This window comes from Streptomyces sp. NPDC048523, assembly GCF_043199815.1.
GTDB lineage: Bacteria > Actinomycetota > Actinomycetes > Streptomycetales > Streptomycetaceae > Streptomyces.
The window spans coordinates 1-18,231 of sequence record NZ_JBICWQ010000019.1 but is presented as its reverse complement, the minus strand read 5'-3'; the positions used below and the strand labels follow the sequence as shown (position 1 = coordinate 18,231).

Below are 18,231 nucleotides of genomic sequence, written 5' to 3'. Positions count from 1 at the left end.
TAAGCGCATACGCTCAACTTCCCTGTTTTTAACGGCACTTGACACTGATTCAGTAGTTATGTCACGTTCCATAGCCGACCGACGTGGTGGGCGGCGTCGCTGCGGTGCGGCCGACACCGATGAGGGTGGCCGAGGCCGGGCAGGTCCAGTGGCCGTAGCCGAGCAGGTGCAGCCGCGGCTCGCCGAGTGCGCGTGTGCCGTCGGTGGGGATCTGCCCCCATGGGCCGCGCAGGTTCAGCGGGGCGAGGTGGGCCAGTGCCGAGCGGAAGCCGGGGCACCAGATCACGGCGTCCGCGCTGCTCTGGCTGCCGTCGGCCCACCTGACACCGGTGGCGGTGAGCTGGGCGAACATCGGCTTGGCCCGCAGTGCCTGTTTCTGAACCCCGTCGTTGGACAGTCATGGAGTTCAGCGAGTTCGCCATGTACGAGGCCGCCCTGATCCGGGCTGACACGACAGACGAGGAGTGGGCAGAGCTGGTACGGCAGCGGCCCAGCCTGGAGGGCGCTCTGGCTGCCCGCAAGCGCACGGCTGAGTCGCTCACTTCGCAGTAGTGGGGTACCAGCTGCCCGCCCATACCTCTCCCCCTCCGACGTCCCCCGCCCGGCGTAACCGCCGCACTGACGGTGGTGACGCGCGGAGGCTCGCACGCGCGCAACAGCGGTGAGCGCGCCCGATGTACGGGCGCGTCCGCGCCGCCCACCGCGCCCGCGCTGCTCTGGCGTGGTAACGGCGGGCACCGACGTCAACCGGGTGACCGGGCGGAACGGTTCGGCGGTGAAGCCGTTCCGCCGACCGGCCGACAATGAGGTCCTGATCGCTGACCGGTCCGGTCGTTCACCGCTATGCCTGCCGTCGTGATCAAGAACATGCTGCGTGTCCTGGCCGCGCTCTCCCTCTCCCTCACTCCGCTCGCCGTGCCCGCCTCAGCGGACGCCGCCCCGGCCGCCGCGGCGGCGCAGACCTTCCCGCTCTCCTACGCGATCGGCCAGGTGCCGGTTGCCGAGGAGTCCCGCGCCGGATACACCCGCGGCAAGTTCAAGCACTGGAACTCCGGCCTGGACCCGGCGGACGGCTGCAACACCCGCGCCGAGGTCCTCCTGGCCGAAGCGTCCGAGGCGCCGACCGTGTCGGCCGGCTGCAAGCTGACCGACGGCGAGTGGCTGTCGTACTACGACGAGCAGGAAGTCAGCGACCCCGCCAAGCTCGACATCGACCACATGGTCCCCCTCGCCGAGGCGTGGGACTCCGGCGCCTCCGCCTGGAGCGCCGCACGGCGCGAGGCGTACGCCAACGACCAGGACGCCGCCGCCAGCCTGGTCGCCGTCACCGCGCGCACCAACCGCCAAAAGGCCGACCAGGACCCGAGCACCTGGATGCCGCCCGCCCCGACCGCCACCTGCCGCTACCTCGCCGAATGGACCGCGACCAAGCTCCGCTGGGGGCTAAGCGCCGACCAGAGCGAGATCGACACCCTCAACGTCTACGCCGGCGGACCGTGCCAGATGACCGTCGTCCACTACATCCCGGCGCCGTAACGCCGACGATGCCGACCCGTGCTGGGGACGCGGCACGGGTCGGCATCGGGGCACCTGCGGTGGGCGTAGCGGACGCGCGCGACATCGGCCCGGTGACAGGACACGTGCAGTCAGGCGCTGCGTGAGCCGCGTGCTGGCGTCTTCTTCGCGGTCTTCTTCGCCGCCGTCTTCTTGGCCGGCTGCTTCTTCGCGGTCTTCTTCTTCGGCATCTCGTGCACGTCGGCGTCGGCGTCCTCGCCGCGGGAGGCCTTGGCCTGCTGGACGGACTCGGTCAGGGCGGCCATGAGATCGAGAACCTTGCCCGGCTGCTCCGTCTCCGGGGCCTCGGGAAGCGGCTTGTCTTCCCGCTTCGACTCGATGATCTTCGCCAGGGCGTCGGTGTAGGTGTCCTCGAACTCCGGCCCGTCGAGGTCGTCGCGGGACATTGACTCCATCAGGGCGAGCGCCCCCTCGATCTCCTCCTCTGACACCTGCTCGTGCGGCGGGTCGACGGCGGCAGGATCGCGAATCTCGTCAGGCCAGCGCATCGCGTGCAGCACGATCGCGTCCTCGCGCAGCCGCAGCAGACCCAGCCGCTCCCGGCCCGACCAGGCGTACTTGGCGATCGCCACCTTCGACGACCTGTTCAGAGCCTGCCGCAGCAGCTTGTACGGCTTCGCCGCGACCTGCCCGTCCGGCACCAGGTAGTAGCCCTCCGCGATGCGGATCGGGTCGATCGACTCCAGCGGCACGAAGGCCTGGATCTCGATCGCCTTCGCCGTGGGCAGCGGCAGCTCCCGCAGCTCCTCGTCAGAGATCGCCACCACCTGGTCCTTGGCGTACTCGTAGCCCTTGCCGATCTCCGACTGGGGGATCTCCCGGTCCTCCAGATCGCAGATCTTCCGCACCCGCACCCGGCTCATGTCCTCCAGGTGGTACTGGTGGAACTGGATCGAATGGTTCTCGGTCGCAGATGCCACGCGGATAGGGATGCTGACCAGGCCAAACGAGATGGCGCCGCTCCAAATGGTTCGGGGCATGAGGGACCTCCGCGTGAGCCCCGAGCAGCATTAGCCTACGAGCACCCCCACTGGCCCGCATGCGCGCGGGCGTCCCGCGCCGCACGCTGGTGCCAAGACCGACACGCCCCATCGTGTGCCGTTTGAGAGTAGGACAGCGAGGAAGGGCAGGTCAGGCGGCGTCCCAGCAGTATCCCTTCTCGACGGACAGGCCGGCGTACTTGTCACCCTTCAGGTGGACGGCGCTCGCAAGCAGGCAGTGGGCCCAGGGCGTTGTCGGGTGATGCGCGTGCCGTCCCTGGCTGGAGATCAGTCCTGCCCCGTGCCGGGGTCGGCATCGACCCACTGGTGATGTCGACGTCACCGTCGTTCTCCAGCAGGGTCAGTGGTGGCGGCCGCTGCCGTGGTGATGGCGGTGCCCGGCCCAGGGGGCGTCGTTGTTTTCCGCAAGGCTGGCTGCGTTGCGGTGGTCTGGAAGTTATTTCGGCTCAGGGGCCGGCCGGGTCCTGACGGAGTAGGTCGGGGCGGATCGCGGCGAGGTCGAATGCTTTCTTCAGGCCTTCGACGAGGGCGGGCTCGATCTGGTAGAGGCGTGCGCTCTCGTTGCGCTCCAGCAGCTGGGTGCGGTTGTCGGGGCCGATCCGGCGGCGGACCGCGCGGACGCTGGTGAGCGTTCCGCCGATCCTCTTGGGCTCGATCGGCGTTTCCTGGTGGCCGGCGAAGTGGGTCTGGATGTCGTCGTAGGTGGCGGTGCCGCCGACTTCGACCAGGCGGCGCAGGACGGCGCGGGCGCCGGGCATGAGTGCGGCGACGGTGTCGAACAGCATCCGCTCCGTCCAGCCCTGCCCGAGGTCGTCGCTGCTGAGGGTTTCCGGGCCCGGCCGGGGCTCGTGCGCGGGCGCGTCGGGCCAACTACTGGTGACGGCGGCGGGGTTGAGGCCGTAGGCGGCCTGTACGGCCGCGATCGCCTGCTCGTAGGTGTCCCGCTGGGTGTCGATGGTCAGCTGCACGCCCTCCCCCTCCATACTCTCCTTGCCCGCCCCCAATCCCGCACCGGCCCGCTGCTGGTGGCCGAGGGGCGGCAGTCCCAGGCGGGCGCGGCGGAAGTCGTTCGCCGCGGCCTGCACGTCGCTGGCGCCTTCCCACTGCTGCCCGTACTCGGATTCGGTGATCCGGCGGAAGCGTACGAGGTGTTCGGCGACGTCGGCCACCGCCTCGGGGACGGGCATCGGCGTACGCAGCGGGGTGAGGACGGTGTAGAAGTGGACGTCGAACTGGCTCAGCCCGGCCAGGGCGTAGAACCAGCCCTTGCGTTCCTGCCAGTGCAGCTGGAGGCCGCCGTGGCCGCCGGTCCGGCTGACGTCCCACGTCATCACCGTGTACATGGTCATGCCGTGTTCGAGGCTGGTGTGGTTGGCCCGGACCGTGCCCGGCGCGATGCCGCGTGCGGCGAGGGCGTCGTCGACGGCCTGGACGTAGGGCCAGTGCGGCAGCCCCTTGGGGTCGACCAGGGATCCGGGCGGGTCAAGGAGCACGGCCGATACCTCCGCGGCAGCGAATCGGGTGGGGGTGGGGTCAGGAGGCGCTGCGGAAGACAGCGGCCGGGCCGATCACGCTCGCGCCGAACTTGTCCCGGACGCGGTCGACGGCCGCTTCGGCCACCAGCCGGGCCTCGCGGGCCTCATCGAGGCTGATCTGCGTGGCGACCTGGCCGGCACCGATCAGGTCCTCACCCCTGAGGGCGAGGGCGGTCAGTCGTCCGCGCTGCAGGCCGGCCGCGTCGATGAGCTGGTAGGCCAGGGTGCGCAGGTCATCCTCGTGCGCGGACGGCTCCGCGAGGCGGCGGGTCTTCTCCCAGCTGGTGTTGCCGGCGAAGGACAAGGTGAGGGTGAGCGCGCGGGCCGCCTGGTCGCGCCGGCGCAGATCCCTCCCGAGCCGGACGACCAGATCGAGCAGGGCGGCGCGGACCTCGGCACCGTCCAGGGTGTGCCGGGGAAAGGAACACCGCACGCTCGCCGAGGCAGGCAGCGCCCGGGGCACCACGGGGCGGGGGTCGATGCCGCGGGCCCGGTCGGCAGCGAGCCGGCCGGCCTTGCCGCCCAGCAGGCGCTGCACGGTCGCCGGGGACACGGCGGCGAGCAGGCGGACACTGTGGATGCCGTAGTCGCGCAGGACGGCGGCCTGGCGGGGGCCGATGCCGTGCAGGGCCTCCACCGGCAGCCCGCCCAACCAGTCGGCCGCCTCCTCGGGGGTAACCGCCAGGACCCCGCCCGGGTCGGGGACTTGGGCGGAAGCGGTGGCCGCGACCGTGATCGAGGGGCCGATCCCGACGCGGACGTCGATCCCGAGGCGGGACAGGGTGCGCACCCGCAGGACCTCACCCAGGCGGCGCGCGTCCACGCCGTAGTACGGCAGCGCACCCTTCAGCTCCACCAGGGCGGCGGTCGGCGGCAGGGCCTGCACGACCGGCGAGAGCTCCGCGAGCTGCTCCAGGACCTGCCGGTAGACCTCCTGATCCAGCCGGTCCGGGCAGCGCACATGCATCACCACACCCTGGCGTCCGCTCGCCGTCACCTGCCTGCTCATCGTGCTCACCTCCCCCACCACGCTATCGAACAAAAAATCGAACACGCGAGGGGATGAGCCGTGATCATGAGCATAGAATCAAAAATGTGTTCGATGACTTGCCACCCGACCTGGACCGTTTGCAGACTCTGCGCACCTGGCACCTGCTGTGGGTGCGGCGGATCGACGCGAAGATCGAGGCCCTGCAGCGCCGCCAAGCCGAAAAGGAACACGGTCACCGCAACCGGCCCGAACCGCCGGAGTGGATCGTCGAACTCGGCATCGGCGCCGGCCGCCCGCCCGTCCAGGTCCACGCCGGGAACTGCTACATGGCCGGCAAGCGCCGCCGCCCCGTCGACCGCAGCGAGGCCCGCCGCCTCCTGGCCGCCGGCCTGGAGGCCTGCACCCACTGCCGTCCCGACGCCCAGCTCCACATCATCGACTTAGCCCCAGCCCGCTGCAGGGCGGCCACGCACCGGAGCCCCCATCTCGGCGCGCCGAATGCCGGACAGCGAGTGTGTGCGGCTGCGGATGTATGCCGACCTGCGCCAGGTCTGCGACGAACGCTTCTCACCAGGGTGGTCGCGCGGGAGCACAGATTGAGGCTGGCTCCGTCGCTACGGGGGAAAGCGACGGAGCCAGCCTGGTTCCACCGTGCCACACCCGACCCCACCGCGCTCGCTGTCCGCGCGAACTCGCCTCCGCCGCGGCGCGCAAGGGCCGGCAGTCGTCACGCGTGGTGTTCGTCGAGGAGGTGCGGCCCGTTGTTGCGGACGTTGTTGACGGCGGTGGAGACGGGCCGGGCCTGCAGGTGTCCTTCGGCCGGCTGGCCGAGCAGGGCCCGCAGCTCGTCGGGATCCTGGTGCTCGGGGTCGAGCCAGGCATCGTAGTGGTCGGGCGTGAGGGCGAGCGGCATGCGCGGATGCACGCGGCCGGCCGCGTCGGTGGCCTCGGTGGTGATGATGGTGCAGGTCATCAGCCAGGCGGCCGGGTCGTCGTCCTGCTGGACGGCCGGGTCGCGCCAGTACTCGTAAAGGCCCGCCAGAGCCATCACCTGCTCGTCCTGGGGGTGGATGAAGTACGGCTGTTTGCGGGCCTTGCCGGTGGCCGGGTCCTTGATCTGCTCCCACTCGTAGAAGCCGTCGGCGGGCAAGAGGCAACGGCGCCGGGTGAAGGCGCGGCGGTAGGCGGGCTTCTCGTGCACCGTCTCCACCCGCGCGTTGATCATCCGGGCGCCGGCCTTCACGTCCTTCGCCCACGACGGCACCAGCCCCCAGCGCAGCGGCCGCAGCTCCCGCCGCACCGCATCGGTGTCTTCTTCGCCGCGGGGTGCGCGCTCGAGGACCGCCCACACGTCGTTGGTCGGGGCGACGTTCCAGTTCGGTGCGAGGGTCTCCTTCGCTGGGACGTCGGGCACCTGAAAGAGCGGGGCCAGCTCTTGTGGGCTGCGAGTGGAGGCGTATCGACCGCACATATCGCCACTCTTGCACTAGCAGGGTGTGGTCTGGCGTCGAACGTGACCAAACAGGCTGCTGCCCTCAGACGTCATCGACGTCGTCCAGGCCCGCGAGACGCAAAGACGCCTCGATGTCCAGCTGTCCGACCATCAGCCCCACGAACCGATCGTCCAGCCGTATCGCGCCGAGGGTCAGACCCGCTTGCGCGAGACCAGGCCCTGGTGGCCGTCCTCGTCGTCGGCCAGTTCGCCGAAGTGGGCGGTGTCCCAGTGGAGCAGGCTGGAGCAGAGCTTCTGGAAGCGCTCGGCGAGTTCCCACACTTCGCTGCTGTCGGTGAAGGTGATCTCGGGACGCTGACTGTGGTGGGCTCCCTTCAAGGTGAGCCACTGGTAGGACTCGTCGTCGTAGATCCAGTAGCCGTGCAGGTAGCGGTTCCGTAGGCGGAACCCTTCCTCCGTAGCGTCCAGGTCTTTGGTGAGCGACGTCTTACACGAGGCGGCAAGGGTGGCCTCGCCGAGCTTCTTTCGGCATTGCTGGACGAGTTTGCCGCCGGTAGCGACTGCCAGTTCGCTGTAGGCCTTCTCCGCTTCGACGAGGTGCACGTAGATGCTGTGCAGGATGTACTCAGCCTCCGCGGCCTTCCGGGCCACGAGTCCCAGCCCCAGGTTGATTGTGAGTTCCTCTTCGTTGGCGCCGTCTATGAGATGGGGGAGGGGCGGCTCGATGCCGAGAGGGTGGGCGCTGCTCTCACTCATGCGGTCTCCGCGAGGTCTGAGGGTGCGGTCCGCCTTGTGGGGACCGCCTACCGATCATCCAGTCTGTGGTTGCTTTCGATCGGAAGGCCGCCCAGAGGGCCTTGGGGGCGGCCAGTTGCATGTCATGCCTTGGGTTCAGGCAGTTCGCCGGGCTTGATCGGCAGGATCTCGATGTCGGTGGCGTGGGCCTTCTCGAGTTCACCTTTGCGGTGTTCGGCAGATCTCTGGTCGTAGGAGACGGCGGATGCGCGGGGTACCCCGTCGGCGTCGGTCCAGGTGAGGGCGTAGCTCTGCATGGTGATCGGCATGGGGGCATCATCGTTGCTGGGTCTGACAGTGGGCACCGGGCGGGTGGCCGTGGCCCGTGGGGGAACCTGGCGATGAGGGGGTGAGTGCTCGTTCAGCACCGGATCAGTGTGACGCCCGGGGCGGAGTTCTCGGCTCGCTCGCCGACATCATCCGGCAGGGGCGGCAGGACTCGAACCTGCGGCATCCGGTTTTGGAGACCGGCGCTCTGGCCAGCTGAGCTACGCCCCTTCGATGGGATTCAGCGTGGCATGATCGACCGGCTCTTCTCCACGGGTTTTCTGTTCAGAGGAGCCGCAGGACACCGACGACCTTGCCGAGGATGCGCGCGTCGTCGCCGGCGATCGGTTCGAAGGATGGGTTGCGCGGCATCAGCCAGACCCGTCCGTCCTGTCGCTTCAAGACCTTCACTGTGGCCTCGTCGTCCAGGAGGGCGGCGACGATGTCGCCGTGATCGGCGCTGTCCTGGCGCCGTACGGTCACGACATCGCCGTCACAGATCGCAGCATCGATCATGGAGTCACCGGACACGGTCAGGGCGAACAGGTCACCGTCGCCTACGACTTGGCGGGGCAGGGGGTAGACGTCCTCGACTATCTCGGCGGCGAGCAGGGGTGCGCCGGCGGCGATCCGGCCGACGAGCGGGACGTCCACGGGCGCTTCGCCCCGGCCTCCGAGGTCGGGTGCCCATGACGGCCGTACACGGTACGCGCGGGGGCGGTGGGGGTCGCGGTAGAGGACACCTTTGCGTTCCAGTGCCATCAGTTGGTAGGCGACCGAGGATGTGCTGGCGAGGTCCACGGCTTGGCCGATCTCCCGCATCGATGGTGGATAGCCTTGTCGCCGGACGGCCTCCGTGATGCAACGGACGATGGCGGCCTGCCGGTCCGTCAGCTCCCCCTCGGCAGTCTGAACGCCCGGTGGACGACCTCGGCGCGCGGGCGCGGCGTTCTCCATCCGGGGCACCTCCGTACAAGATCTCTCAGAGCGTGACCATAACCCGCCATCCCTGGTAAATGGAACACTGTTTCGATACTGAGGGCTCTGAACGTCGCTGCCGGCCGCCGGGTGCCGCCGCCGCGTCTTCCTCCTACGAGCGGTTCCTGCGGACATGGCTGCGCGTCGCGCCGCGGTCGTCTCGGACGCAGCGTAGAGGTGACGGCGTGGACCACGACTTCGACATGAGTCTCACCATTGCGATGGACAAACTGTTCGGCCACCCGGCCCCCGAGCGCAGAACTCGGGGGCCTTTGTCCCGAACAGGTACCGGGACTGCACGTCGCGGTGGCCGGTATCGCTGTGGGATCAGCCAGCTGTGCCGACGTAGAGACGCTGGTTGAGGCCCGTGGCCCAGAAGTCGTACCTGCGTGTCTCGCTGAGGTTCTTGCTGCTGCTCACGCACCAGCCCTTGCCGAGGTTGGCCGTCACGCGCCACACGAGGGTGTCGCTGTTGGCGTAGTAGACGGACACCTTGGGAGCGAAGCCGTCGGCCCTGGTGTCGCAGACGGTGAGCTTGTCTCCATTCGCGACGAACTGCGCCGTGCCGCGCTTCACGCCGTCCACGTCGACCATCGCCTTGGGACCGAAGGAGCCCGCCTGGGCGACGCCGCTCGTCAGCATGAGGCAGGAGGCAACCGCCGCGCCGAGCCCCAGGGTTCGGGCGGCTACGGTCTTCCGGATCTTCATCTTGATTCCGATCTGCGAGTTGTTCTGCTGTAGGCACGGGGGGTGAAGGAACGGGTTGGACGCGGCGGAGCGCGGGCGAACGGCTGACGCATTAGCTGACGGAGGCCAGCGCGGCGGCGAGGAGCCAGATCGCTGCGGCCAGGGGGATGAGAGCGACGTACGCCTGGGGGCGCCGGAGGACCGGGGCGCCGGGGTCGGCCTGCGGACGGCCGGGCAGCGGGACGGACGGCGGCAGGCGTCGCAGTCGCCGGAAGGCGGCGGCGTTGGACACCAGCGCCACGGGGGCGTAGATCAGCAGGGAAAGTGGGTTCCACCAGCCCAGGCACAGGGTCCGGACAGTGAGTTTGCGGACGAGGGTGACGCCGCACGGCCGGCAGAAGGGCCCGTCGATGGCCTGCCAGCGCATCAGCACCAGCAGGCCCTGGTGGGAGCGGACGGTGACTGAGGCGACCTCAGCCGCGGCGCACGTGCGGCAGCGAGTTGTGAGATCGAGTGCGGGGTTGTCGACGCTGTGCCAGGCCACGGGAGGTGTGGCATCCGCACGTTGCGCGGCGTTGCGCGTGTACCAGTCGGGAAACGTGTATTCGGGGACGAAGCCGTCGTCGGCGTTGGTGTGGGGCTGGGGGAGGCTCACGAATGGATCTCCGGTTCGCATCGGGTCAGCGGGCTCAGGCCGCGGCCCGGTGTGCCCGGCGGACGGCCTGGGCGAAGTCGCGGCACACGGCTGCGGCGGCCGGGGCGGGAGCGTCGGGGTGGGCCTGCATGCGGCGCATGACGGCGGAGCCGACCACCACTGCGTCCGAGAACCCCGCGGCCAGGGCTGCCTGTTTGGGTGAGCTGATGCCGATTCCGGTGGCGACCGGCAGGCCGGTGGCCTCGCGTAGGCGGCGTACGAGGCGCGGCAGGTGAGGACTGAGCGGGCGGCGGGTACCGGTCAGCCCCGGCGTGGCAGGGGCGTAGACCATGCCGGTCGTCGTCTCGCGGAGCTCGGCGAGACGCGCGGCAGATGCGTGGCGTGGAGCCAAAGAGACGGTGTACAGGCCGGCCTCCGTGGCGACCTCGTGCCAGAGCGACGCCGAGGCCGGGGGGAGGTCAGGTACGAGCACCCCCGCGCCGCCGGCGGCGGCCAACTCCCTGGCGAAGGACTGCGGGCCGTGGCAACGGATCGGCTCCCAGTACGACATGACCAGCAGGGCGGTACTAGTGCGGGCCGTGAGCTCTACGGCGGTTGCGAACAGGTCCCGCATCTGGAAGCCGCCCGAGAGTGCTTGTGCAGCGGCTTGCTGGATCACCGGTCCGTCCATGTGGGGACGAGGGTGCGGAACTCCCAGCTCCAGCACGTCTGCATGGTCGGCCGCCGCGAGCAGGGCGTCGCGACTTGCCGCACGGCTCGGGTAACCGACGGGCAGGTAGATCGCGAGTGCAGCGCGATGCTCTTCGCGGGCGATCGCAGGGGCGTAGTCGAGACGGGCGGCAGACCAGGACAGGGGTGAGGTGCGCATGACGGCCTCTCGGAGGTGCCAGATCAGGCGGGACAGCTGTGGCGAGGGCGAAGGGGAAGCAGCTGACCGGGTCGGATGGAGCCCGGGGTTGGGCAAGGAGCCCCAGCCGACCCGGGGGGAGGTCGGGCGCCCGTTGCGGGGACATGGCGGTTCGGCCGAGAACCGAGTCAGTTCCCTGGGAGGCCCACCGGTCGCTGGCGGTTCAGGCCTTCGGCGAGGCCGCGTAGCCCCACGACTTGTAGCCGCCGCAGCACTGGTGCCAGTCGAGGAGGAGGGTGCCGTCGGCGTACGCCTTCGTGCGGTTGACCTTCGCCTTGATCGTGCCGGTCGTGTAGGAGCCGGAGCCGGGGTGTGCCTCCAGCTTCTCCTCGAGGTCGTAGTCCTTCTTCGCCACGGTCGGGTCGGTGCCGGCGACCGACTTCTTCAGCACCAGGCGGTACTTGGCGCCATCGAAGATGTTGGGGCCGGTGTTGTAGTACGTCGGCCCGTCCCACTTGATGGTGGCCTTGCCGTAGACGTAGGACCCGCTGCGCGCCGCGCAGTTCTGGACGGTGATCTTCCAGTTGTCGGGCCACGGACCTGAGTAGTTGGCCGTGTCGATGGTGTGGGAGCTCTTGGAGCAGTGCCAGCTCAGGGCAGATGCCGGGGCGGCGGACAGCATCGTCGCGGTGCCGGCTACGGCCGCGACGGCGAGGAGTCCGGATCCCGCGCGGCGGGTGAAGCGGTGGTGCGTCCATGGACGGCGCACAGCAACCTCCTGTTGAGGGTGCTGGGGCTCCAGCCCAGGACGTTGCGCCCAGTCCTGCTGTGAGCAGAACAGGTGCGGCTATCCTGGTGCGAGGCGTGCGACAACACGCCTCTGTGGCACCCCAGCGGGTTCGTGGGTTCGAGCTCTGGGTGCGGGCGGCTCTCACGAGCCGCCACTGGTGGCCGTGTTCTGCGACAACAGGACACGGCCACATTCAGTTGTTTGCCGAGCGTGACTCGCAACGAGTCGAAGGCGGGGCGTGCCTCTCCTGCGACAACAGGAGAGGCATGTCCCTGCCAGCCATCCAGATGGGCGGCGCACGGGCCTGGTGGCCCGAGGTGTCCTGGCTCACGCGCCCTGGAATGCGTGAGTCTCGGAGACGTTCGCCGCCTCCCCGACCCTCAAAACAAGGTCAGTCACCTGGTTTGGTTACAGAGACTCAATCATGTGCGGTGCGAAAGAATCAACGGCGGCGTAGTGCGCGCAGTGATGATGCGACTAACCTCATCGCTTACTGTCCGCACACAGAGACCTCTCACGCGCTGTGAGTGGTTTTGTGTCGGTCGGGCCCTGCAGTCCGGCAGTGGGCGGGGACCGGTTTGGAACTCAGGAGGCACGGTGGCACGGCAGCCAGTTCAAGCCCGAGCGCGGGCGAAGTACGACGCGATCTTCAAAGCTGCCGCAGAGTTGTTCGCCGAGCAGGGTTTCGCCGCGACGTCGGTCGACCAGATCCTGGATCGGGCAGGTGCCTCAAGGGGGTCCTTGTACAACCTCTGGAAAGACAAGGACGAGCTCGCGTACAGCGTGGTCACCGAGTCGCTGATCATTGACTCGATCACTCCGGCCTCGCCCCTCTTGCAGAGTGTCGTCGACGCGTCGATTCTCCTGGCGGTGCTGACGCCTCGTGTGACGGTGATCAGGGCGGCGAACCGGCTGGCGACGGAACAGGGGAAGGCCTTTTTCGGGTACCTCTGGCGGGCGTACACCCCGGTGATCACCGAGCTGATGACGCATGCCCGAGACCTGGGCGAGCTCCAGCCGGGAGTGGAACCCGGTGACTGGGCTGGTCTGTGGATCGACGCGTGGGTCGGCCTGGACCTGCGCTTCAGGGAGAATTACGACGAGCTGGCGGCTGCGGTGGCCGTGCTGAACCAGCAGATGGTGCGCTCCGTGGCGACTCCGGAGACGCTGGCGAAGTTGCAGCTCTCCGTCGGACGTGGCCACGAGCTGATCCCCACATCCCAGCATGCTGAGGCCTATTTCGCCTCCTTGCAGGAGGACTTGAAGGCGAAGCGCGAGGCCGCGCCGGAGTCCACAAGCTGATCCGCGGGGCGCGCGTTTTCGGGGGCAGCGGGCTGCCCCCCGAAAACGCGCGTTGCGGTGCGTCAGCCCAGCCGGACGGGGATCCTCGTGAATCCGTTGGCGATGAAAGAGGGCGGCTGGGACAGCTGCGCGGTGTCGGCCGCCAGGCGGGCCTCCGGGAAGCGGTTCAGCCAGCGGGAGACGGCAATGGTTACTTCGCGCCGGGCCAGTGGTGCGCCCGGGCATACGTGCGGTCCGTGGCCGAACGCGAGGTGCTTGCGGCGGGTCGGCCGGCGGACATCGTAGGCGCCGGGTGCGGTGTGGACGTTCGGATCTATGCCGGCGGCTGCGGTGTGGATCAGGATCGGTTCGCCTTTCCGGAACGTCTGGCCGCTCTCGGCATCTTCGAAATCGCGGACGGCGAAACGCAGGGGGACGCTGGCGGCCGGGGGCTGCAGTCGCAGGCTCTCGTCCAAAGCGTCGTCCAGGGAGACCTCCCCGCTGACCACGAGGGCGCGCTCGGCGGGCCGCGTCAGCAGGTGCACGATCAGCGTGCCGATGGCGTGCACCGTGGTTTCGGTGGCCGCGATGACGACCAGCATCAGCTGTGCCAGGAGCTCTTCGTCGGACAGCGGGTTGTCGGCCTGTCCGGCGGCGCGGATCAAGTCACTGACCAGGTCGTCACCGAGCTGGGTGCGCCTTGCGGCCACCATCTCCCCCAGCAGTGTCAGCACCGTGTCCATGGAGCGCTGCATGTCCGCGGGGCCTGCCGAGGTGTCGAACAGTCCCGTCGCCGCGCGGCCGAACTGGCCCATGAGTGAGGACGGCACGCCCATCAGCCGCGTGATGACCTGTTGCGGGATCCGCAGGGCGAAGGTGGGCACCAGGTCCACGATGCCGGAGTCGGCCGCGAGGACTTCCAGGTCGTCGAGGGCCTCCTCGACGATGGTTTCGATCACTGGTGTCATCTCGCGCACCCGGCGAGGCGTGAGGCCGGCCTGGATCGGGGCGCGCAGCCGGGCGTGCTCCTCGCCTTCGGCGTTGAGTGCGTTGCGGGGTCCGGCCCACTGACGGAGTACGCCGTCGACGGCAAGGCTGCCGTCGCGGAAGCCGGGCCAGTGGTCCGCGTTGCGGCTGACGTCGCTTCCTGCAGCGAGGCGCTGGGCGAGGTCGTAGGCGACGACCACCCGGGCCTGCACACCGCCCGGCAGCACGGCCACGGGGGCAGGGCCGTGCTGCTGCAGGGTGCTGCCCTCGGCGGCGTTGTTCCGTCCAGGGGCGGACCCCTTCAGGTGGAATGGGCACCCGCTGGATACGGCGGGGGAAGGCCTCTGCTGCCGCGTGGCAGGGCTGGGGATCCTGAGCGCTGCGGGGGTGCCGGAGGTGGTGTCGGCACCTTCCGGATTGTCGATGACGGTCACGCGGTGAGCTCCTGACTTTGCTACGCAGAGTGACAAACGTGCGACCCCTCCGGTTCCGTGCAAACCAAACAGAAGGGGCGTTCACGCTAAAAGGGATGACCTTTGCAATTGCATCTAAAGAGGGCATGGATGCGAGGTGATGCCTGTGACGCCGTTCCAAATTGGGTGACCCACATGATTTGATTTGCGTTCATCGTCAAGGCCGGTGAGCCGATTAGCAACGGCCCGCACTCCGGGCGCAGTGTGACTGCGAACGTTGCAAGAACGCTCGACAGCACGGGAGAAGCAAGTGAGGAGCCGAAAGCCCGAGCACGACTACGAGCACGTGTGGCAGTGGCTGCTGCGGTACTACCGCGGCAAGATGACGCGGCCGGATGCCGGGCTGCCCCCGCTGGTGAGCAGGAGGGGCGGACCGCGTTCCCCTGGCCTGCGCCAGGTCGACGTGGATGTTCTCCTCGGCGGCGGAGCCGGCGTCTACGCGAAGGTCGAGAACAACGACTTCCGGCCCCAGCCCGAGCTTTTCCTGCGCATCACCGAACTCCTCAAGTTCAGCCCCTACCACCTGCGCATCGCCTACCTGGATCTGTACGGGGCCGAACCGGTACTGCCGGTAGAACAGCCGTCGCCGCACTGGCGGCAGGTGCTCGCCGGGCAGAGCGAGATGGCATGCGCACTCATGCCTGACGGGCACGTGGTTGCGGCGAACGACCCGTTCACGCAGTTGTTCGCGACGGGCCGGCCACCGACGAACTTCTGGCGCTGGACCTTGTGGTCCGAGGAGGCCCGCGAAGTTCTCGTCGACCGGGAGAAGTGGGTCGCGTGCCTGGTGACCGAGCTGCGGCTGGCCCAGCACCGTTACCCCGATGACCGTGCGGTGCAGAGGATCTGCGCGGACATGGAGCGCGATCCGCGTCTTCAGCAGCTCGCCGAGTCGCGCGTCGGCCTGGACAACCAGGAATTCCCGTTGCAGCACCGGACGCGAGGACCGGGTACGGCGCGGTTCATGGCGTCTCACACGCCTGCCGGCCTCAGCGTCTGGACCCTTTTGTTCGAGGCCACCACCTAGCACGCCGGAGCACGCCGCCGATGGGAGGAGACCGACCGATGCACGTGCTGTTACCGGACGACATGGAATTCCTGGTCCGCTTCACCGAGATCGAGAACCCTCTGCTGTCCAGCCTGCGCGACTACACCTTGATGGAGCTCTACCTGGACCAGGCCGAACTCATCCGCGACGCCTTCAAAGCATGGCGCGCGATCCACCAGAGACTGCCCGCCGTGCTCAAGTGGGAGAAGCTCCCCGAGGACGGGGCGCCACCCCAGTCGGGCGGGTACGTGCTGCACAGCCCCAGGGGAAAGCAGCTGACCAGCCTGTACGCCGTGGAGGTGAGTCCTGCACATCTGCAGACTCTCCGGGACTGCTACACCATGCTGGCCGGAGCGGAGCAGGCGGGCTACGGCCCGCTGGCGAACGCCGTCCACGCCGTGCAGCGCACCTCGGACAATCAACGCAAGCATCTTCTCGACGGCTACCGCAGGGTGGTGGAGGTCCTCGAACTCAAGGCCCCCTACAACCTGGTCGAGTCCCTGAAGCGGGCCACGCCCACCGGGCCGCAGGCGCCGGCCGTCGGCATCACCCTCAACGGCGAGGAGTACGACTCCTATCAGAAGCTGTGCAAGGACATGGTGGCCGTACTGAGCGCCGGGGACAGCTTCGCCTACCTCCAGCACGGCCGGATGTACGCCTGACCTGCAAGCCCGCGGCACATATCCGGAGCGGCGGGGTCATGCCGGGACGAGGGAGGCAGCCTGGTCGGTGCGCAGCATCGGATGGTTGTCCAACAGTTCGGCGGGCACGGCGAAGGCCTCCGTGAGAGTCAGGGTGTGGGGAGCCAGTGCTGCGACGGCGGCTTCCACGGCATCGGGCAGCGCACGGACCTGCCCCGCGGTCAGCCGCTCGTACGCGAGCAGTTCGCCGCTGTGCGCGGCCACGTAGCGCAGGACGAACAGCCGGTGCAGGTCGTGCAGAATCAGGCCGGCCTGCGGGTCGGCAGCCTGCTCGGCCGCGGCCAGGAGTTCCTGCGCGGCCAGCCGGTTTACATGGGCGTCGACCAGAGCCAGCGCCGAGCGGGAAGTACCGTTCCAGCGGTCCATGGGCGAACCGACCCGGCGCGCGCGCAGCCGCCCGCGGGCCCGTTCGTGACGGATGCGCTCCAGGTCCGCCAGCAAGGCGTTCAACTGGGCCGGGTCCTGCAGCGTCCAGCCGGAAGGGTCTGTCGCACCAGGCGGCTGCGGCGTGAAGCCGCCCATCAGCATCTCCCCCGCGGCCTTGACCCAGATGACAAGATTGTCCCCTTCCGCAGTGATGGTGCCCTCGTTGGCAGCCAGTTGGCCGGCTATGCCGTTCGCCAGGACCAGCCCCTGTCCCCCACACCGCTCCCGGCACTCCGTCATCACCTGCCGCGCCTGCCAGGTGATCCACCCCTTGGCCATGGCCACCAGCCGCTCGGCATCCGCGCGCTCCGGCTCGTCGGCGTGAGTCCATCGCCGCACCGCTGCCCGGTGCAACAGCGTGGCCGCGTATGTGGTGGCAACGGCCCCGATCAGCGGCCCGTGGTGGCTGCGGTGGGCCATCAGCGGAACTCTCTGCTTCCTGGTCATCCCGGAAGTGATCCGCTGGTGGCCGTGGCGTACCGCAACGGTCAGGGCGTGCCGGGTCACCCCCAGACTGGAGGCGCTCATGCACAGCTTGCCCACGGTGACGCGGCCGATGGAGCGCAGGAACCGCTTGCGGGGACTGCCCAGAGTGCTGGTGAAGGTGCCGTCGGCGCTGAGCCGGCCGTGGTCGGCCTGCAGCAGCGCGCCGTACGGCAGGCGGACCCCGTGGAAGGAGGTGGCGCAGTGGTCCACTGGGCTGCTGGCCGTTTCGGGCAGTACCTCCACCTCCACGCCCGGCAGATGGCGCCCCTTCGCGTCGGACAGCGGGGTCAGGAAGAGGAAGACTCCCTCGTTCTTCCCGTCGATCATCAGGCGGGCGGCCACCAGGGCGTCCTTCGGGCCGCCGGCCGCGGACGTGTTGGGCATCCACTTGCGTGCCCCCCGTGTCGGGGTGGTGAGGACGAAACCGCCCGTCGATCGGTCGAAAGTCGCGGTGGTCTCCATCTGAGCGGCATCGTTGCCGTGCGCCTGCTCGGTACACAAGAACGTGCCGATCCGCTCCATGCGGAAGTACGGGCCCAGGTCACGGTCGCCGTGGTCGTGATCCAGCAGGCTCCCGAGGAAGAGGTTGAAGTGGATGCTGGCGATGGTGCCTGTGCCGGCGTCAGCGGCTCCCACCCACTCGTGCAGGGCTGTGAGCAAACTGGCGTCGGTGACCAGCGCGCCTGGGTCGGCGACCGCCTCGTTCACGAGGCGAAGCCGCTGGTAGGACAGCTCTATGCGTGCCTGGTGCGTCAGCCCTTCCTGGAAGGAGAAAGGAGCGGAGCAGAAGAGGTTCGTCCAGGGCCCGTGGAGTTGCTCGGCGCGGGGACCGAAGAGGGCGTGTCTGAGTGAGGCCAGGGAGTCGGGGGCTTCAGACAGAAGAGAGTCGGTCACAGAGGCAACCTAGTCTTCAGGACCCGCCCGAGACATCATGATCATCACCACGATTCGGGCGACGCTTTTCGTGGTAGATACCCGTTCAACGATGCTCTGAATACTGTGAGTTGAGGTGCCCGTGTAGCAGCGTACTGGGGCTGCTGCAGAGACGGCGCCCCTCATACATTCCCTGGCAGGGCCCCGGATGCTTTCAGCCACACGGCACGCGCCACGGACGCCGGCCGCGGAGAGCGGCTACTCGCGTCACGAGGCCGCTACGGTACACAAGCTCAGCCGGTCTGCGCGTCCAGCAGGGCGCCCAGGTCCGTGGTGTCCCCGGCGGACGGGGTTGTGACGGTGACCGGCTCATTGATCCGGA

General features: G+C 68.8%; 18 protein-coding genes, 1 tRNA gene and 2 pseudogenes. 6 read left to right on the top strand and 15 right to left on the bottom strand.

Features of this window, described 5'->3' with window-relative positions; all coding sequences use genetic code 11:
* Positions 1 to 61 precede the first annotated feature (61 nt).
* Positions 62 to 367 (bottom strand): annotated as a pseudogene (locus ACGFWE_RS42740) (hypothetical protein); the annotation flags it as partial.
* A 32-nt stretch (positions 368 to 399) separates the two neighbouring features.
* Here ACGFWE_RS42740 and ACGFWE_RS42735 point away from each other — a divergent pair.
* Positions 400 to 552, top strand: a complete 153-nt coding sequence (locus ACGFWE_RS42735) for a hypothetical protein (RefSeq protein ID WP_393606001.1) — start codon at positions 400 to 402, stop codon at positions 550 to 552.
* 303 nt (positions 553 to 855) lie between these two features.
* Complete coding sequence (locus ACGFWE_RS42730; RefSeq protein ID WP_393605999.1) at positions 856 to 1,536, top strand: HNH endonuclease family protein; 681 nt, start codon at positions 856 to 858, stop codon at positions 1,534 to 1,536.
* Between the two features lie 110 nt (positions 1,537 to 1,646).
* On the opposite strand, the gene ACGFWE_RS42725 is transcribed toward ACGFWE_RS42730, so the two are convergent.
* From ACGFWE_RS42725 to ACGFWE_RS42715, 3 genes are all read right to left on the bottom strand, one after another.
* Positions 1,647 to 2,555, bottom strand: coding sequence for a Ku protein (locus ACGFWE_RS42725; RefSeq protein ID WP_393605997.1), 909 nt, complete (start codon positions 2,553 to 2,555; stop codon positions 1,647 to 1,649).
* A 467-nt stretch (positions 2,556 to 3,022) separates the two neighbouring features.
* A complete protein-coding gene (locus tag ACGFWE_RS42720; RefSeq protein WP_393605995.1) occupies positions 3,023 to 4,069 on the bottom strand; it encodes a DUF6292 family protein in 1,047 nt (348 codons plus the stop codon).
* Between the two features lie 40 nt (positions 4,070 to 4,109).
* The gene (locus ACGFWE_RS42715; RefSeq protein ID WP_393605993.1) at positions 4,110 to 5,120 is read right to left on the bottom strand and encodes a hypothetical protein; all 1,011 of its coding nucleotides are present in this window, start codon (positions 5,118 to 5,120) and stop codon (positions 4,110 to 4,112) included.
* Between the two features lie 53 nt (positions 5,121 to 5,173).
* Here ACGFWE_RS42715 and ACGFWE_RS42710 point away from each other — a divergent pair.
* Positions 5,174 to 5,473, top strand: a pseudogene (locus ACGFWE_RS42710) (DUF6233 domain-containing protein); the annotation flags it as partial.
* 356 nt (positions 5,474 to 5,829) lie between these two features.
* Here the strand turns inward: ACGFWE_RS42710 and ACGFWE_RS42705 are convergent.
* The 9 genes from ACGFWE_RS42705 to ACGFWE_RS42665 form a co-directional block, all read right to left on the bottom strand.
* On the bottom strand, positions 5,830 to 6,573 hold the full coding sequence (locus ACGFWE_RS42705) for an SOS response-associated peptidase (RefSeq protein ID WP_393605991.1): 744 nt from the start codon (positions 6,571 to 6,573) through the stop codon (positions 5,830 to 5,832).
* Between the two features lie 174 nt (positions 6,574 to 6,747).
* Positions 6,748 to 7,311, bottom strand: a complete 564-nt coding sequence (locus ACGFWE_RS42700) for a hypothetical protein (RefSeq protein WP_393605989.1) — start codon at positions 7,309 to 7,311, stop codon at positions 6,748 to 6,750.
* A gap of 122 nt (positions 7,312 to 7,433) precedes the next feature.
* A complete protein-coding gene (locus ACGFWE_RS42695) occupies positions 7,434 to 7,619 on the bottom strand; it encodes a hypothetical protein (protein WP_393605987.1) in 186 nt (61 codons plus the stop codon).
* A gap of 155 nt (positions 7,620 to 7,774) precedes the next feature.
* Positions 7,775 to 7,848 (bottom strand) — tRNA-Trp (locus ACGFWE_RS42690).
* 54 nt (positions 7,849 to 7,902) lie between these two features.
* Positions 7,903 to 8,574 carry a transcriptional repressor LexA gene (gene lexA / locus ACGFWE_RS42685; RefSeq protein ID WP_393605985.1) on the bottom strand — a complete coding sequence of 224 codons (672 nt, stop codon included), beginning with the start codon at positions 8,572 to 8,574 and terminating at the stop codon, positions 7,903 to 7,905.
* Positions 8,575 to 8,922: 348 nt separating this feature from the next.
* On the bottom strand, positions 8,923 to 9,303 hold the full coding sequence (locus ACGFWE_RS42680) for a hypothetical protein (RefSeq protein ID WP_393605983.1): 381 nt from the start codon (positions 9,301 to 9,303) through the stop codon (positions 8,923 to 8,925).
* Between the two features lie 91 nt (positions 9,304 to 9,394).
* Positions 9,395 to 9,937, bottom strand: a complete 543-nt coding sequence (locus ACGFWE_RS42675; protein WP_393605981.1) for a hypothetical protein — start codon at positions 9,935 to 9,937, stop codon at positions 9,395 to 9,397.
* Between the two features lie 34 nt (positions 9,938 to 9,971).
* Positions 9,972 to 10,805, bottom strand: a complete 834-nt coding sequence (trpA, locus tag ACGFWE_RS42670; RefSeq protein ID WP_393605979.1) for a tryptophan synthase subunit alpha — start codon at positions 10,803 to 10,805, stop codon at positions 9,972 to 9,974.
* Positions 10,806 to 11,007: 202 nt separating this feature from the next.
* On the bottom strand, positions 11,008 to 11,553 hold the full coding sequence (locus tag ACGFWE_RS42665; RefSeq protein WP_393605977.1) for a hypothetical protein: 546 nt from the start codon (positions 11,551 to 11,553) through the stop codon (positions 11,008 to 11,010).
* A gap of 618 nt (positions 11,554 to 12,171) precedes the next feature.
* Here ACGFWE_RS42665 and ACGFWE_RS42660 point away from each other — a divergent pair.
* Positions 12,172 to 12,876: a TetR family transcriptional regulator gene (locus ACGFWE_RS42660; protein ID WP_393605975.1), complete on the top strand. Its 705-nt coding sequence runs from the start codon at positions 12,172 to 12,174 to the stop codon at positions 12,874 to 12,876.
* Between the two features lie 62 nt (positions 12,877 to 12,938).
* Here ACGFWE_RS42660 and ACGFWE_RS42655 read toward each other — a convergent pair whose 3' ends face one another.
* Positions 12,939 to 14,276 carry a cytochrome P450 gene (locus tag ACGFWE_RS42655; RefSeq protein WP_393605973.1) on the bottom strand — a complete coding sequence of 446 codons (1,338 nt, stop codon included), beginning with the start codon at positions 14,274 to 14,276 and terminating at the stop codon, positions 12,939 to 12,941.
* 289 nt (positions 14,277 to 14,565) lie between these two features.
* Here ACGFWE_RS42655 and ACGFWE_RS42650 point away from each other — a divergent pair, with 289 nt between their 5' ends.
* Both ACGFWE_RS42650 and ACGFWE_RS42645 read left to right on the top strand, forming a co-directional pair.
* Positions 14,566 to 15,342, top strand: coding sequence for a sulfotransferase (locus tag ACGFWE_RS42650; RefSeq protein ID WP_393605971.1), 777 nt, complete (start codon positions 14,566 to 14,568; stop codon positions 15,340 to 15,342).
* A gap of 38 nt (positions 15,343 to 15,380) precedes the next feature.
* The gene (locus ACGFWE_RS42645) at positions 15,381 to 16,025 is read left to right on the top strand and encodes a hypothetical protein (protein ID WP_393605969.1); all 645 of its coding nucleotides are present in this window, start codon (positions 15,381 to 15,383) and stop codon (positions 16,023 to 16,025) included.
* Between the two features lie 36 nt (positions 16,026 to 16,061).
* On the opposite strand, the gene ACGFWE_RS42640 is transcribed toward ACGFWE_RS42645, so the two are convergent.
* Entirely contained in the window at positions 16,062 to 17,870 is a 1,809-nt protein-coding gene (locus ACGFWE_RS42640; protein WP_393605967.1) for an acyl-CoA dehydrogenase, read from the bottom strand.
* Positions 17,871 to 18,231: the final 361 nt, after the last annotated feature.

Excerpts from the sequence above, each read along its gene's own strand:
- ACGFWE_RS42735 (WP_393606001.1), top strand. The coding sequence starts at position 400 with ATGGAGTTCAGCGAGTTCGCCATGTACGAGGCCGCCCTGATCCGGGCT.
- ACGFWE_RS42725 (WP_393605997.1), bottom strand. The coding sequence starts at position 2,555 with ATGCCCCGAACCATTTGGAGCGGCGCCATCTCGTTTGGCCTGGTCAGC.
- ACGFWE_RS42715 (WP_393605993.1), bottom strand. The coding sequence starts at position 5,120 with ATGAGCAGGCAGGTGACGGCGAGCGGACGCCAGGGTGTGGTGATGCAT.
- ACGFWE_RS42705 (WP_393605991.1), bottom strand. The coding sequence starts at position 6,573 with ATGTGCGGTCGATACGCCTCCACTCGCAGCCCACAAGAGCTGGCCCCG.
- ACGFWE_RS42700 (WP_393605989.1), bottom strand. The coding sequence starts at position 7,311 with ATGAGTGAGAGCAGCGCCCACCCTCTCGGCATCGAGCCGCCCCTCCCC.
- ACGFWE_RS42695 (WP_393605987.1), bottom strand. The coding sequence starts at position 7,619 with ATGCCGATCACCATGCAGAGCTACGCCCTCACCTGGACCGACGCCGAC.
- lexA (WP_393605985.1), bottom strand. The coding sequence starts at position 8,574 with ATGGAGAACGCCGCGCCCGCGCGCCGAGGTCGTCCACCGGGCGTTCAG.
- ACGFWE_RS42680 (WP_393605983.1), bottom strand. The coding sequence starts at position 9,303 with ATGAAGATCCGGAAGACCGTAGCCGCCCGAACCCTGGGGCTCGGCGCG.
- trpA (WP_393605979.1), bottom strand. The coding sequence starts at position 10,805 with ATGCGCACCTCACCCCTGTCCTGGTCTGCCGCCCGTCTCGACTACGCC.
- ACGFWE_RS42645 (WP_393605969.1), top strand. The coding sequence starts at position 15,381 with ATGCACGTGCTGTTACCGGACGACATGGAATTCCTGGTCCGCTTCACC.